This window comes from Nonomuraea indica (genome assembly GCF_002850745.1).
Taxonomy (GTDB): domain Bacteria; phylum Actinomycetota; class Actinomycetes; order Streptosporangiales; family Streptosporangiaceae; genus Nonomuraea; species Nonomuraea indica.
Window position 1 is genome coordinate 124,016 of record NZ_KZ559466.1, and the last position, 12,753, is coordinate 136,768.

The following is a 12,753-nucleotide window of genomic DNA, read 5'->3' on the forward strand; positions in this document are numbered from 1 at the left end:
AGTGTTGATCGTGAGAGGACGGTTGTCATGAAGTTCCGACTGGTGGCGTGTGCGAGCGTGGCCCTGCTGAGTGTCGGCGCGGGCATGCCGGCGGCTGCTGCCGCGCCCGCACAGACGAAGGTCGTGCCGGCCGGCGGTACGAGCCGGGTGACCGGCTTCGATCCTGCCGGGCTGACGTCCGCGCTGGACGATGTCCACCGCGCGGGGATGCCGGGTGTCTTCGCCGAGGTGCGCGATGGCGGCCGGGTATGGCGCGGCGCTTCCGGTGTGGCCGATGTCGAGACCGGCCGTCCCGTCACGCCCGGCATGCGGCAGCGGGTCGGCAGCCTCGCCAAGACCTTCATCGCCGCCGCAGTCCTGCTGGAGGTCGAGAAGGGGCGAATCGAGCTCGACGCGCCGATCAGCCGCTATCTGCCGAAGCTGGTGCCGGGGGAGCGTGGCAAGAAGATCACGGTTCGGATGCTGCTCAACCACACCAGCGGCATCGCCGAATACATCGGCTATGCGTTCCCATCACTGCAGAAGTTTCCTTCTCTGCCGGATATGTCATCCAAGAGCCTGGACGACAACCGGTTCAGGCGATTTGCCCCGGCTGAGCTGATCAAGATGGGGCTCGACGCGCCCGCTGTCGGCAAGCCCGGAGGCTCGCCCGCGGTCTACGCCAACACCAATTACCTGATCCTCGGCGAGCTCCTGGAGCAGGTGACCGGTGCCACGGCCGAGCAGTACATCACCCGGAATGTCATCAAGCGCGCCGGGCTCCGGCACACCATGTTCCCGACCGGGCCGCGGGTCAAGGGGCCGCACCCGCGGATGTACGAGGCGTTCTTCGGCGTGATCGACCCGCCGCGCGACTACAGCGTCTATGACATGTCCTGGACAGGGGCAGGGGCCTCCCTGGTGTCGACCATGGAGGACCTCAACCTCTTCTACAGCAGGCTGCTGCACGGCAAGATCATCAAGCCGTCATCGCTGGCGCAGATGCAGCGTGCCAACGCGGCCATCAGCCAGTCCGGGCAGAAGATCTCCTATGGCCTCGGCCTGCATGAGCTCAAGATCCCAGGTTGCGGCACCTTCTGGGGCAACCACGGGACGGTCTGGGGGGCCGAAACGCTGTCGTGGATCCGCGCCGACGGCAAGCGGCAGATGTCCGTCACGATGAACCTCACGCGATGGAACAAGATTGACTCCTCGGGTAAGCCGCAGCCCCACCCCATCGATGACGCGCTCTCGACCTTCACGCGGCAAGCGCTGTGCGGGAACGCGGACGTCCCTGTCGACAATGCTGCCGGCTCCCAGGACTGAGTGGCGTTCACCAGCACACGATCCGCCGGCTGGCGCCGGGCCATGTTCGTGAACGTGCCGATGGCCGCCCGCGCGTTGGTCATGGTCTGGCGGGTTGCCGCCGCCCACCATCTGGTGCGCGGCGGCCGTCCGGATGCCGGCGGTGCCGTTCTGGCCGCACCGATCACCGTGACGACCCCGACGCTCAGCGCCAGCTCACATCACAGGGATCCACCCCAGGCCGCAACCCCACTCGTTGACACATCACCGCAGGAAGGTCATGTCGGCATGACTGTTACCCCGATCGATCTGTTCGCGCCGGCTATCTGCCTCGGCCACGGCGGCATGATCCACGGCGGGAAAGGAACGACGGACTTCGACCAGGACGGCCGGCGGCTGCCGGCCTTGCATGCCGAGACCGGCGCCGACGTCCACGCCGACCACGGGGAGGTCCACCCCGAGGGCGAGGAGATCATGTCCTGCCCGATCGGCAATAGACGCAGGCTGAGGGCCGGGACCGCTGCCATCGTCCCGCGCGGGCGATGGCACCGCACCCAGGTGGACATCCCCGGCGAGATGAGGGCCGTCACTCTGCCACGCCGTAGCCGCCTGGAGAAACGAACCGAAGCCGAGAGCGGAGGCGGGATGGCCATGGAAGGTCACAGGGCACGATGAAGACGGAACAGGCGAGACCTTCGGCTGCCTTAGGTCTCGGGGAGTTGCTGCGCCCCGTCCGGCCGCGGCTGGGCACCGCGATCGGCCTGCAGGCCGTCGCGGCGGTGGTCGCCGTGGTGCCGTTCGCCGCCGTGGCCGAGCTGGCCAGGGTGCTGCTGGCGGTCGGCCCGGTCGACCGGGGCCGGGCCTGGACGGTGGCCGCGATCGCGGCGGGTGCGCTGGTGGTGTGGCTGCTGCTGACCACCGTGGCGGCAGCCCTCGCACATCACGCGGATCTGGATTTCCAGTTGTCGGTGCGGCGGCGTCTGATCGACCGGCTGGGCCGCGTTCCCCTGGGATGGTTCACCGATCGGGGCGCGGGCGGTGTCGGAAAGGCGGTCCAGCACGATGTGGACGCGATGCACCACCTGGTCGCGCATTCACTGCTGAACCTCACCGCGAGCGCGGTGACACCGCTGGCGACTCTGGTCTACCTGTTCTGGGTGGACTGGCGGATGGCGCTGATCCTGCTGATCCCGATCGTGATCGGAGTCGCGCTGTTCATCCGGATGATGGTGAGGCTTGACGCCGGGACGGCAGCCTACGACGAGGCCCAGCAGCGCATCGTCAGCAGCGTGATCGAGTTCGTCGAGGGCATCGCGGTGGTGAAGATGTTCGGGCAGGCCAAGCGCGCCCATCGGCGGTACACGCAGGCCGCCGACGATTTCGCGACGTTCTTCATCGCGTGGATCTCGAGAGGTTACCGGGCAACGGCGGCCTCGGCTCTGGTACTGAGCCCGATCACCGTTCTGCTCACGGTGCTGGCGGGCGGCACGGCGTTGGTCTCCGCCGGGCACCTGGACGCGCTCGATCTGCTGCCGTTCGCGATCGTCGGGCTGGGCCTGGCCGCGCCCTTGCAGGCGCTGGACTACCACGGCCACGACATGGAGCTGGCCAGTGCGGCGGCCAAGCGGGTCGGTGCACTGCTCGCGGCGCCCGAACTGGCGGTGCCCGCCGAGCCGCGGCAGCCGGAGAGCGGCGAGGGCATCCGGGTGGAGTTCTCCGGGGTGGGGTTCGCCTACGACGCGGATCGGCCGGTGCTGAGCGATATCGATCTGGTGCTCGAGCCGGGCACCGTGACAGCGCTGGTCGGGACGTCGGGTTCGGGTAAGACAACCCTGGCGAAGCTGTTGCCGCGCTTCTTCGACCCGACCGCGGGCACCGTCGCGATCGGCGGTGTCGACCTTCGGGATGTCGCGCCGGACCAGCTGTACCGGCTGGTGTCGTTCGTCCTGCAGGACGTTCAGCTGCTGAACGCCAGCGTGCGCGACAACATCCGCCTCGCCGATCCCGGCGCGGACGAGGAGACCGTGCGCCGCGCCGCGCGGGCGGCGGCCATCGATGAGCGCATCAGCTCACTGCCGCGCGGCTACGACTCGGTGGTCGGCCGAGATGTTCGCTTCTCCGGCGGTGAGGCGCAGCGGCTGTCCATCGCGCGGGCGATCCTGGCGGACACCCCGATCGTGGTGCTCGACGAGGCGACCGCACATGCCGATCCCGAATCGGAGGCGAAGGTCCAGGACGCGCTGTCGGAGCTGGCGGCCGGGCGGACCGTGCTCGTCATCGCGCACCGGCTGGCCTCGGTGGTCGGCGTCGATCGGATCGTGGTGCTCGAACACGGCCGGATGGTCGAGCAGGGCACACACGAGGAGTTGCTTGCCGCCGATGGCCGGTATGCGCAGATGTGGCGGCTGCAGGAGCAGGCCGGACTCGGGGACGACGCCGACGATCGTGACACCCACACGGAGCTCGGCGCGGCGAAGGAGGGACGATGATCCGTCGACTGTTCAGGGCGCTCGGCTCGGAGTACGACCGTGCGCTGCGCCGGCTGCTGGGCTGGTTCACCGTCGCTGCGCTCCTGCAGGGAACGGCGTTCGTCCTGCTGGTTCCGGTCCTGCGCGAACTGCTCGGCGGCGAGCCGGATCGGGCCTGGCCGTGGGTGATCGCGCTCGCGGCACTATGGACCGGCTATGCGGCGGTGAACTATCCGGCGACGCTGGCCGGTTACCGGACCGGTGCGGATCTGAGCCGCTCCCTGCACCACCGGATCGGGGACAAGGTCGCGCAGCTGCCGCTGGCGTGGTTCACCCCCGACCGCGTCGGCGGACTCGGGCGCCTTGCCTCACAGCGCGTGGTCGACATCATGGGGGTGCCCGCACACCTGCTGCGGCAGTTGGTCGACACCTTCGTCACACCGCTGGTCGTGGTGCTGGCCATGTTCCTGTTCGACTGGCGGCTGGCCGTCTCGATGGCCGTCGCCGCGGTGGCGGTGGCGGTGGCGTACCGGGCGGTGGGCCGTGGCATGCAGGCCGCCGACCGAAACGCGGATCGCATCCACGCCGACGCCGCCGGGCGGATCGTGGAATTCGCCCGCGCTCAGCCGGTTCTGCGAGCCTTCGGCCGCACGGTGGACGGGCATGCCGCACTCGATGAAGCGCTCACCGCCCAGCATGCGGCCGGTCGCGGGATGCTGCGCGCCGGTATGCCCGCCCTCGTCGGGCTCGGCTTCATCGCGCAGGCGTCGTTCATCGTCCTGCTGGCTCTGGGCACCTACCTGGCGCTCGACGGCTCGCTGGGGACGGCCGAACTCATCGGGTTGCTGGTGCTGGCAGCCCGGTTCGTCGAACCGGTCATGCTCACCGCCGAGCTCGGAGGCGCGATCCGGGTCGCCGAGAACGCGTTGACCGAGATCAACACCCTGCTCGTCACCGAAACACTGCCGGAACCACAGGCGACGCGGCGGGCGGACGGCGCCGACATCGAACTCGACGGTGTGCGCTTCGGCTACGACGGCGACGACGGCGACGCGGTGCTGAAAGGACTGTCGATGCGGGTGCCGCAGGGCCGGATGACCGCACTGGTGGGTCCGTCCGGCGCGGGCAAGACAACCGTGATCAAGCTGATCGCGCGGTTCTTCGATCCCGATGCCGGCACTGTGCGGGTGGGCGGTGTGGACGTCCGCGAGATGCGGGCCGAGGACCTGACGTCGGTCATCTCGGTGGTCTTCCAGGACGTCTACCTCTTCGACGGCACCATTCTCGACAACGTGCGCGTCGGCAGACCCGACGCCACCGACGAGGAGGTCTACGCCGCCGCCCGCACGGCCAGGGTCGACGACATCGCCGGACGCCTCCCGGGTGGCTGGGAGGCCCCGGTCGGAGAGGGCGGCAGCCGCCTGTCCGGCGGAGAGCGGCAACGCATCTCGATCGCACGCGCTCTGCTGAAGGACACTCCGATCGTGCTGCTGGACGAGGCCACCGCCGCGCTGGACGCCCACAACGAGCACGCCCTGCAACAAGCCGTCGCGGCGCTGGCCAGGGAACGCACCGTCCTGATGATCGCGCACCGCCTGCAGACCATCCGCGACGCCGACCAGATCGTGGTGCTGGCCGACGGCGCCGCCGCCGAGACCGGAACCCACGACGAACTCCTGGCCACGGGCGGCCACTACGCCCGGTACTGGCGGGAACGCAGCCGGGCGGCCGGCTGGCGCCTCACCCGCCGCGACACCTTTCTCCGCCAGAGCTCGCCGACCGGCACCGCATAGGCGACGCCACCGCCCCAACCGATCGATTGACTTCGCCAAGTAGTAGGAGATAAAAAGGCAGAATCTGTCAATCGATCGGTTGGGAATCGATGTCAAGCTTGATCGAGATCCACCGGGCGGCGGTGCGGCTGTTCGCGCGTCAGGGCTACGCGGGCACCGGTATCCGCGACCTCGGCAAGGAGGCGGGGATCAACTCCGCGACGCTCTACCACTACGCCGGCGGCAAGGAGGAGATCCTGGTCGCGATCATGGCGGCCTGCCTGGAGGGCCTGCTGGACGGAGGCCGCCGCGCCCTCGATCACAGCGCCGACCCCGCGGTCCAGCTCGTCCGGCTGGTCAGGCTGCACGTGGCCATGGAAGCGGTCAATCCGCTGACCTCGTACGTGACGGACCGGGAGGTGCGTGCGCTGTCGGCGGCCAACCGCGCGCGCGTCCTCGGTCTGCGCGACGACTACGAGTCGATGTTCCAGCGGGTCCTGGAACGGGGCAAGCGAACCGGCCGGTTCCAGATCGACGATCTGCCGACCACCCGGATGGCGCTCCTGGAGATGTGCAACGGGGTCTCGAACTGGTACCGCCCCGGCGGACGGCTGTCGGTGCCCGAGATCCAGGACCGGTTCGCCGACCTCGCGACCCGGCTCGTCGGCTGCCCGCCGGTGCCGCCGGCGGAGTCCGGCACGGGTCTACGGGTGGCCCGGCTCGACTCCGAGCCACTCGACCAGCACGCCGACGAGGAGGCCCTGGCATGACGACGATCATCGATGCCCGGGTGCGACTGCCGCAGGAGCTCCGGGTCCGGCCCAGCTACGAGGTCCCGCCCCGGCAGGCCGAACAGTACGACCGGGTGCTCGACCTCGGCAGGAAGATCAACGAGGGCACCCTGCACGACCTGCTGACGACCATGGACGGCGAAGGGATCGGCCATGCCGTCGTCCACGCCGAGTCCGAAGGCGGGGAGTCCGCGCAGGCGTTGAACGACGCGCTGCTCGCCCTGCTGGCCGCGCACCCCGGCCGGTTCAGCGGTGTCGGCGCGGTCGACCTGCACCCCCTGTGGCCGACGCGGATCGCCACGCAGGTCGCCGCGGCGTCCGCGTCCGGCCTGCTGGGCATCTCCGTGCAGCCCGCCTTCTTCGGCCTCGACATCGACGATCGCGCGCTCTACCCGATGTACTCGCGGGCCGAGGAACTCGGCCTGGTCGTCGCCCTGCACACCGGAGTGACCTATTCGCGGATGCACCCCATGCGTCACGAACGGCCCGAACTCCTCGACCAGGTCGCCTGCGACTTCCCCGACCTCAAGCTCGTCGCCTGCCACGCCGGATGGCCGTGGGTCACCGAACTGTGCGCCGTCGCCCGCCGCCACCCCACCGTGTACCTGGAGTTCGGCGGCCTGGCTCCCAAGTACGTGGCCAGGGCGGGCACCGGCTGGGACGCGCTGTTCACGATGATGCCGAACGTGCTGCGCGAGCAGGTCCTGTACGGCAGCGACTGGCCCGTCATGCATCCCCACCGCGCGCTGACCGAGTGGCGGCAGTCCGGCCTGCCCACGGCGGCGCTCCAGGCGCTGTTCGCGGGCAACGCGGCCCGGCTGTTCGGCCTCAAGATCGAGGCGTTCCCCGGAGACTCCCCGTGATCGTCGAGTTGCTCCGTACGCAGGCGCGGCGCTCTCCCGGCAAGGTGTTCCTGCGGACCGAGCAAGGCGACCACACCTACGCCGAGGTCCATCGGCGAGCCGGAGCGCTGGCCGCCGACCTCGCGCGGCACGGGATCGAACCGGGCGAGCCGGTGGTCGCGCTCATGGGCAACAGCCCGGAGCTGGTGTTCACCTGGTTCGCCGTGAACTGGCTGGGCGGCGTCCACGTCCCGCTCAACACCGCCCTGATCGGCCGGGGCCTGGCGCACGCCTTCCAGGTGACCGGGGCACGAGTCGCCGTCGTCGACGCCGATCTGCTGCCGAACCTCCTGGCGGTCGCTCCGGAACTTCCCCGGCTGACGACCGTCGTCGTCCACGGCACGCCCCAGCCGCCCGCGAACCGCGCGGACCTGCCGGTCCTCGCCGCATTCCCCGAATCCCTCATCAGCACCCGCCATCCCGCCCCCTTGCCCATGGACGACCTCTCCCCCGCCACGATGTTGTTCACCTCGGGGACCACCGGGCCGTCCAAGGCCTGCGTGCTCTCCCACCGCTACGTCGTCAGGCAAGGTCAGCTGCACGCGCAGAACCTGGGCTTCACCGCCGATGACGTCCTCTATTGCCCCTTCCCCCTCTTCCACGTCGACGCGGCGACCCTGACCGTCGTGGCCGCCCTCGCCACCGGCGCGACGGCGGCGATCGGCCGCCGCTACAGCACCTCCGGCTTCTGGGCGGACGTCCGCCGCTTCGACGCCACCGTCATGAACTTCATGGGCGCGACCCTGGCGATGCTCTGGAAACAACCGGCTGCCGCCGGCGACCGCGACCACCGGATCCGGCTGGGCTGGGGCGTTCCGATGCCCGACTGGAAGGCCGGCTGGGAAGAGCGGTTCGGTTTCCCCCTCTACGAGATCTACGGCCTGACCGACGGCGGGATCTGCGTCTACGACCCGCTCGACGCCCCCAAACGCCCCGGATCCTGCGGCCGCCCCATCCCCGAGTACGAACTGGCCATCGCCGACCAGAACGGCTGCCACCTCCCCCCTGGCGAGATCGGCGAGATCCTCATCAGAGCACGCGAACCCGGCCTGATCATGTCCGGCTACCACGCCATGCCGGAAGCCACCGCCGCGGCCTTCCACGGCGACTGGCTGCGCACCGGTGACCTGGGCCGCCAGGACGCCGACGGTTTCCTGTACTTCATCGGCAGGGTCAAGGACGCGATCCGCCGTCGTGGCGAGAACATCTCCGCCTACGAGGTGGAGCAGATCATCGAAGGCCACCCCGCCGTCCTGGAGGCCGCGGCCATCGGCGTCCCCAGCGAACTCAGCGAGGAGGACGTCATGGCGTGTGTCGTCCTACGCCCCGGCGCGAGGGTCACCCCGGAGGAACTCGCCGATCACTGCGCCCGTACCGGCGCCAGGCACATGGTCCCCCGCTACGTGGAATTCCTCCCCTTCCTTCCCAAGACGCCGACCCAGAAAGTCGAGAAACTCCGCCTCAAGCAGCGCGGCCTCACCCCGCAGACGCACGACCTGCAAAGGGACCGGGCGTAGGCACGATGCCGCCCGGTGTCAGCTGATGGCCCCGCGGCGACCGGGCTGCCGACAGCCGGGCGATCAGGCGGCCGGCTCGACGCCGGCGAAGCCGGCCTCCCTGCCCGGGGCGGACTCCGACCGGCGTCATCCGATCCGGATGACGCTCTTGCCGTGCGTCGCTCCGCCGGCGAGATCGGCGATGGCCTTCTCGACGTCGGCCGGCTCGTATTCGGCGGTGATCTCGATGCCGACCTTGCCGTTCGCCACCAGTTCCACCGCGCGGCGTGCGCTGTCGGCGAGCCGCTCGGGATGGGTCCGGCTGAGCAGGTTGCTGTTGTAGGTCAGCATCGAGGCGCCCTGCATCAGCAGATCGTTGGCCGAGACCGAGACCGGCTCGAAGGTGGCGATGTTGCCGTAGACCACGATCCGGCCGTGCGGTGCCAGGCGTCCCAGGTTGGCCAGCCGGGTCTGGCCGCCGATGGGGTCGAGAATCACATCGAAGTGCTCCCCGTCCAGCGCCTGGGGGAACTCCTCGCGGCTGAGCGCCTGGTCATAACCGACCTTCCGCGCGTGGTCGGCCTGCCCCGGATCGCCCACGACGCCCACGACCCGCCCCGCGCCGGCGGCCCTGGCGAACTGCCCCGCGAGCGTGCCGACCCCGCCCGCTGCCGCGTGGATCAGGACACTCTGGCCCGGCCGGACCCCCGCGACGGTGTTGATCAGGTCGTAGGCGGTGGGGGTGACCCAGCCGAACGCGGCGGCGGTCCGCGGGTCCACGGTGGGCGCCGCGATCGCCAGCACCGAGGAGACGACGGCGACTTCCGCGAAGGCGCCCGAACCGGTCAGCGCGATGACCTGCTCACCGACGCGTGCCGGATCGACACCCTCGCCGACCGCGATGATCTCCCCGGATGCCTCGAAGCCGGGTACGAAGGGGCGAGGAGTCGGGAAGTGACCGTCGCGGATCAGCACATCCCCCCACTGAACACCCGCGTAGGCGACACGGATCGCCACCTCCCCATGCCCCGGGGTGGGCTCGGCGATCTCGGTCACACGGAACCGGTCGTCGGCGCCGAGTACGACAGCCTGCATAGTTCACAACCTTCTTGGTCGACTCAGTATCCTGATACTCGAACGCTAGCGAGTCTCAGGATGCTGAGTCAAATGAGGAAGCTGTGACAGCCATGACCGACGTGCCCGCCGAGGAACACCTGTGCACGAGGATCCGCCGCGCCGAACAGGCCCTGATGGCCCACCACGAAGCCGTCCTGCGCACCTACGGGTTGACCATGACCCAGTACACGGTGCTGCTCACCCTCGCCCGCGATGACGGCATGTCCGGCGCCCAGCTGGCCCGCGCCTGCGGTGTCACCCAGCAGAGCATGGCCACGGTCCTCACCGGCATGCAGGCCAAAGGCCTCATCGACCGGCGGCCGTCACCCGTGCACGCCAAGGTCATGATCGCCACCCTCACCGACACCGGCCGGCGACACCTCGACGAGGCCTACCAGGAAGTCAACGTGCTCGAAAAAGCTTTCGTCGACAAGTTCACCCCGGCCGAGCACAAGCAGTTCTGCGACCTCCTCGATCGAGCCACCGATACCCTGATCGAACAGACCCCTCGACCCGCCAAGTAGGCGCCCCTCCCCCTCCCCTCGACCCGAGTCGAGCCGGGGAGAACAGCTGTCCGCGGCACGGCCCCCGACCGCCGGGCGCGAACTGCTTGTTCATGCACACCGCGGCGCCGCCTGCCAGGATCGCGACATGACGGGCGATGCCCTGACGCCGTTCCGCCGACTGCGACCGCGGTCCGGCGTCACTTCTCGGCGAGGGTCGCCAGGGCTCGCAGGCCCTCCAGCACCTCGGCCGCCGTGGGAGCGCTGTCCGGGTCGCTGAGGCACTGGATCATCAGGCCGGACATCAGGGCCATCTGCACCATGCCGACAGTGCGAACGGCCCGCTCCGGCACCGCGTCCTCAGGCGTGTTCTCCAGGATCGCGGCCATGCCGCGGCGGCCCTCCCGCGTGCCCTGGGCGAGCTGCTCGCGGAGGTCGGGGCGGCGCTGGGCCTGCAGGAAGAGCTCAACGGAGGCCAGCCAGAGGGCGTGGTTGTCGGCGAACTGCCCGAGCAGGTTCTCCCACATGCCGACGAGGCCGACGTCCGGGTCGAGCGCCCGGCCCATCGTGTCGCCCCACTCGTCGAGCAGCGCGAACAGGGCCTGGTTGAGCAGCTTCTCCCGCGACCCGTAGTGGTAGCCGATGGCCGCCATGTTCACCCCGGCGGCCGAGGCGATGTCGCGGACGCTGGAGCGGTCGTAGCCCTTCTCCAGCAGGCAGCGCTTCGCGGCGGCGAAGAGATCTTCCCGGTTCCCCATGCCCCCGAGCGTAGCAGACGATTTATTCATGCGAACGCATTATGCGATCGCATAAAAACGGGTGTACGGTCAGCCGGACAGCGGGATGAGTCGTCGGAACGAGGAGAGATCCGTGCGCAAGCAGATGATCGTGATGTTGGGGCTCGTCGGCGGGCTGGTGACGGCCGCGCCCGCGGTCGCCGCGCCCGTCCAGGAGGCCGCCGCGGTGGTCAGGACCGCGGACGGCATGGTGAGAGGAGTGGCCGGAGCGCGGGTGCGCAGCTTCCAGGGCATCCCGTACGCGGCACCGCCCGTGGGCGAGCGGCGCTGGACCTCACCCGCGCCGGTCACCCCGTGGAGCGGCGTGCGCGACGCCACATCTCCCGGCGGGGCATGCGCCCAGCCGGTGGGTTACCCGATCGGCGTCCCCAGCGACAACGAGGACTGTCTGTACCTCAACGTCACCGCTCCCGCCCGCGCGACGGGCCGGCTGCCGGTGATCGTCTGGATCCACGGCGGCAGCATGATGTACGGCACGGGCGACATGTACGGCCCGCGACGGCTGGCAGCTGGCGGTGCCGTCGTCGTGTCCATGAACTACCGCCTGGGCATCATGGGGTTCCTCGCGAACGACGCCGTCGGCGGCGGGGCGAGCTTCGGCCTGGAGGACCAGCAGGCGGCCCTGCGCTGGGTCCGCAAGAACATCGCGGCCTTCGGCGGCGACCCCCGGAGCGTCACCATCGCCGGCCAGTCCGGCGGCGGTTACGCGGTCTGCGGCCACCTGGCGTCCCCGCGCTCGGCCGGGCTCTTCACCCGGGCGATCGTCCAGAGCGCGCCGTGCGCCACCGGCGGCTCCCGCACCATGGCCGAGGCGAAGGCCGACAGCGACCGCGTGGTCAAGGCGGTCGGCTGCGACGGGGAGGCGGACGTGGCGGCGTGCCTGCGCCGTGTCCCGAGCGCGTCCCTGCTGAAGGCGTACGGCCCCTTCAACGAGCCCCGGCCCGTCTCCGGGACCCCCGTCCTGCCGCTCAGTCCCGCCGAGGCCCTGCGCACCGGCCGGTTCAACCGCGTGCCCGTCCTGGTCGGCGTCAACCACGACGAGGAGAACGGCATGGTCCTCGGCCTGGAGCTCGCCCCGGACGGGACGCCCATGAAGGACGAGGAGTACGAGCCGGCCGTCCGGAAGCAGTTCGGCGACCGCGCCGACGAGGTGCTCCGGCGCTACCCGTTGAGCAGGTACGACTCCGCCGGCCAGGCGCTGGCCGCACTCCGCACCGACTCGGCGTGGTCGGTCCCGTCGTTCGACACCGCCGCCATGCTGGCCCGCTGGACGCCCACGCGGATGTACGAGTTCGCCGAGCGTGACACGCCGTGGTTCGCCGGCTACCCCGCTCCGAGCTTCCCCGCCCGTGCCCAGCACATGGCCGAACTGCCCTACATCTTCGACATGAAGCTGTTCGATGCGCTGACGCCCGCGCAGGCCCGGCTCGGTGACCGGCTGATCGGCGTGTGGACCGGCTTCGCCGGCGACGGCCGGACGGGCTGGCCCTCGTTCCGCGACGGACGGTACGTGCAGTCGCTGACCTCGGGAACCTGGCGCCGCACCGCGTTCGCCGCGGACCACAACCACCGCTTCTGGAAGAGCCTGCCCGCCGCGTGAAGCCGCCGCCGCCCCAGCCCGGGT

The 12,753-nt window shown here is 70.1% G+C and carries 11 protein-coding genes; 9 read left to right on the forward strand and 2 right to left on the reverse strand.

Translation table 11 applies throughout. From position 1 onward, the window contains the following. Nucleotides 1-27 precede the first annotated feature (27 nt). From CXR44_RS00595 to CXR44_RS00625, 7 genes are all read left to right on the forward strand, one after another. Complete coding sequence (locus CXR44_RS00595; protein WP_245898707.1) at nt 28-1,305, forward strand: serine hydrolase domain-containing protein; 1,278 nt, start codon at nt 28-30, stop codon at nt 1,303-1,305. 42 nt (nt 1,306-1,347) lie between these two features. Continuing rightward, nucleotides 1,348-1,959: a hypothetical protein gene (locus CXR44_RS40475; RefSeq protein ID WP_245898709.1), complete on the forward strand. Its 612-nt coding sequence runs from the start codon at nt 1,348-1,350 to the stop codon at nt 1,957-1,959. Beyond that, nucleotides 1,956-3,773 (forward strand): ABC transporter ATP-binding protein, encoded by a 1,818-nt coding sequence (locus tag CXR44_RS00605; protein WP_101782854.1) that lies wholly within the window; start codon nt 1,956-1,958, stop codon nt 3,771-3,773. Before CXR44_RS40475 ends, CXR44_RS00605 begins: the two co-directional genes overlap by 4 nt. Next, nucleotides 3,770-5,545 carry an ABC transporter ATP-binding protein gene (locus tag CXR44_RS00610; RefSeq protein ID WP_101782855.1) on the forward strand — a complete coding sequence of 592 codons (1,776 nt, stop codon included), beginning with the start codon at nt 3,770-3,772 and terminating at the stop codon, nt 5,543-5,545. The genes CXR44_RS00605 and CXR44_RS00610 overlap by 4 nt, the downstream gene beginning before the upstream one ends. An 89-nt stretch (nt 5,546-5,634) precedes the next feature. After that, nucleotides 5,635-6,294 (forward strand): TetR/AcrR family transcriptional regulator, encoded by a 660-nt coding sequence (locus CXR44_RS00615; RefSeq protein WP_101782856.1) that lies wholly within the window; start codon nt 5,635-5,637, stop codon nt 6,292-6,294. Continuing rightward, nucleotides 6,291-7,178 (forward strand): amidohydrolase family protein, encoded by an 888-nt coding sequence (locus CXR44_RS00620; RefSeq protein WP_101782857.1) that lies wholly within the window; start codon nt 6,291-6,293, stop codon nt 7,176-7,178. Before CXR44_RS00615 ends, CXR44_RS00620 begins: the two co-directional genes overlap by 4 nt. Further along, nucleotides 7,175-8,734, forward strand: a complete 1,560-nt coding sequence (locus CXR44_RS00625) for an AMP-binding protein (protein WP_180903136.1) — start codon at nt 7,175-7,177, stop codon at nt 8,732-8,734. The genes CXR44_RS00620 and CXR44_RS00625 overlap by 4 nt, the downstream gene beginning before the upstream one ends. A gap of 126 nt (nt 8,735-8,860) precedes the next feature. Here the strand turns inward: CXR44_RS00625 and CXR44_RS00630 are convergent, their stop codons facing one another. Beyond that, nucleotides 8,861-9,808: a quinone oxidoreductase family protein gene (locus tag CXR44_RS00630; protein ID WP_101782859.1), complete on the reverse strand. Its 948-nt coding sequence runs from the start codon at nt 9,806-9,808 to the stop codon at nt 8,861-8,863. Nucleotides 9,809-9,900: 92 nt separating this feature from the next. On the opposite strand from CXR44_RS00630, the gene CXR44_RS00635 reads away from it, so the two are divergent. Then, nucleotides 9,901-10,353: a MarR family winged helix-turn-helix transcriptional regulator gene (locus CXR44_RS00635; RefSeq protein WP_101782860.1), complete on the forward strand. Its 453-nt coding sequence runs from the start codon at nt 9,901-9,903 to the stop codon at nt 10,351-10,353. A gap of 179 nt (nt 10,354-10,532) precedes the next feature. Here CXR44_RS00635 and CXR44_RS00640 read toward each other — a convergent pair whose 3' ends face one another. Beyond that, complete coding sequence (locus CXR44_RS00640; RefSeq protein WP_101782861.1) at nt 10,533-11,090, reverse strand: TetR/AcrR family transcriptional regulator; 558 nt, start codon at nt 11,088-11,090, stop codon at nt 10,533-10,535. Between the two features lie 112 nt (nt 11,091-11,202). On the opposite strand from CXR44_RS00640, the gene CXR44_RS00645 reads away from it, so the two are divergent. Further along, complete coding sequence (locus tag CXR44_RS00645; RefSeq protein WP_219601619.1) at nt 11,203-12,729, forward strand: carboxylesterase/lipase family protein; 1,527 nt, start codon at nt 11,203-11,205, stop codon at nt 12,727-12,729. The last annotated feature ends 24 nt before the right edge of the window (nt 12,730-12,753 follow it).

Excerpts from the sequence above, each read along its gene's own strand:
- CXR44_RS00610 (WP_101782855.1), top strand. The coding sequence starts at position 3,770 with ATGATCCGTCGACTGTTCAGGGCGCTCGGCTCGGAGTACGACCGTGCG.
- CXR44_RS00630 (WP_101782859.1), bottom strand. The coding sequence starts at position 9,808 with ATGCAGGCTGTCGTACTCGGCGCCGACGACCGGTTCCGTGTGACCGAG.
- CXR44_RS00615 (WP_101782856.1), top strand. The coding sequence starts at position 5,635 with ATGTCAAGCTTGATCGAGATCCACCGGGCGGCGGTGCGGCTGTTCGCG.
- CXR44_RS00635 (WP_101782860.1), top strand. The coding sequence starts at position 9,901 with ATGACCGACGTGCCCGCCGAGGAACACCTGTGCACGAGGATCCGCCGC.
- CXR44_RS00605 (WP_101782854.1), top strand. The coding sequence starts at position 1,956 with ATGAAGACGGAACAGGCGAGACCTTCGGCTGCCTTAGGTCTCGGGGAG.
- CXR44_RS40475 (WP_245898709.1), top strand. The coding sequence starts at position 1,348 with ATGTTCGTGAACGTGCCGATGGCCGCCCGCGCGTTGGTCATGGTCTGG.
- CXR44_RS00595 (WP_245898707.1), top strand. The coding sequence starts at position 28 with ATGAAGTTCCGACTGGTGGCGTGTGCGAGCGTGGCCCTGCTGAGTGTC.
- CXR44_RS00640 (WP_101782861.1), bottom strand. The coding sequence starts at position 11,090 with ATGGGGAACCGGGAAGATCTCTTCGCCGCCGCGAAGCGCTGCCTGCTG.
- CXR44_RS00620 (WP_101782857.1), top strand. The coding sequence starts at position 6,291 with ATGACGACGATCATCGATGCCCGGGTGCGACTGCCGCAGGAGCTCCGG.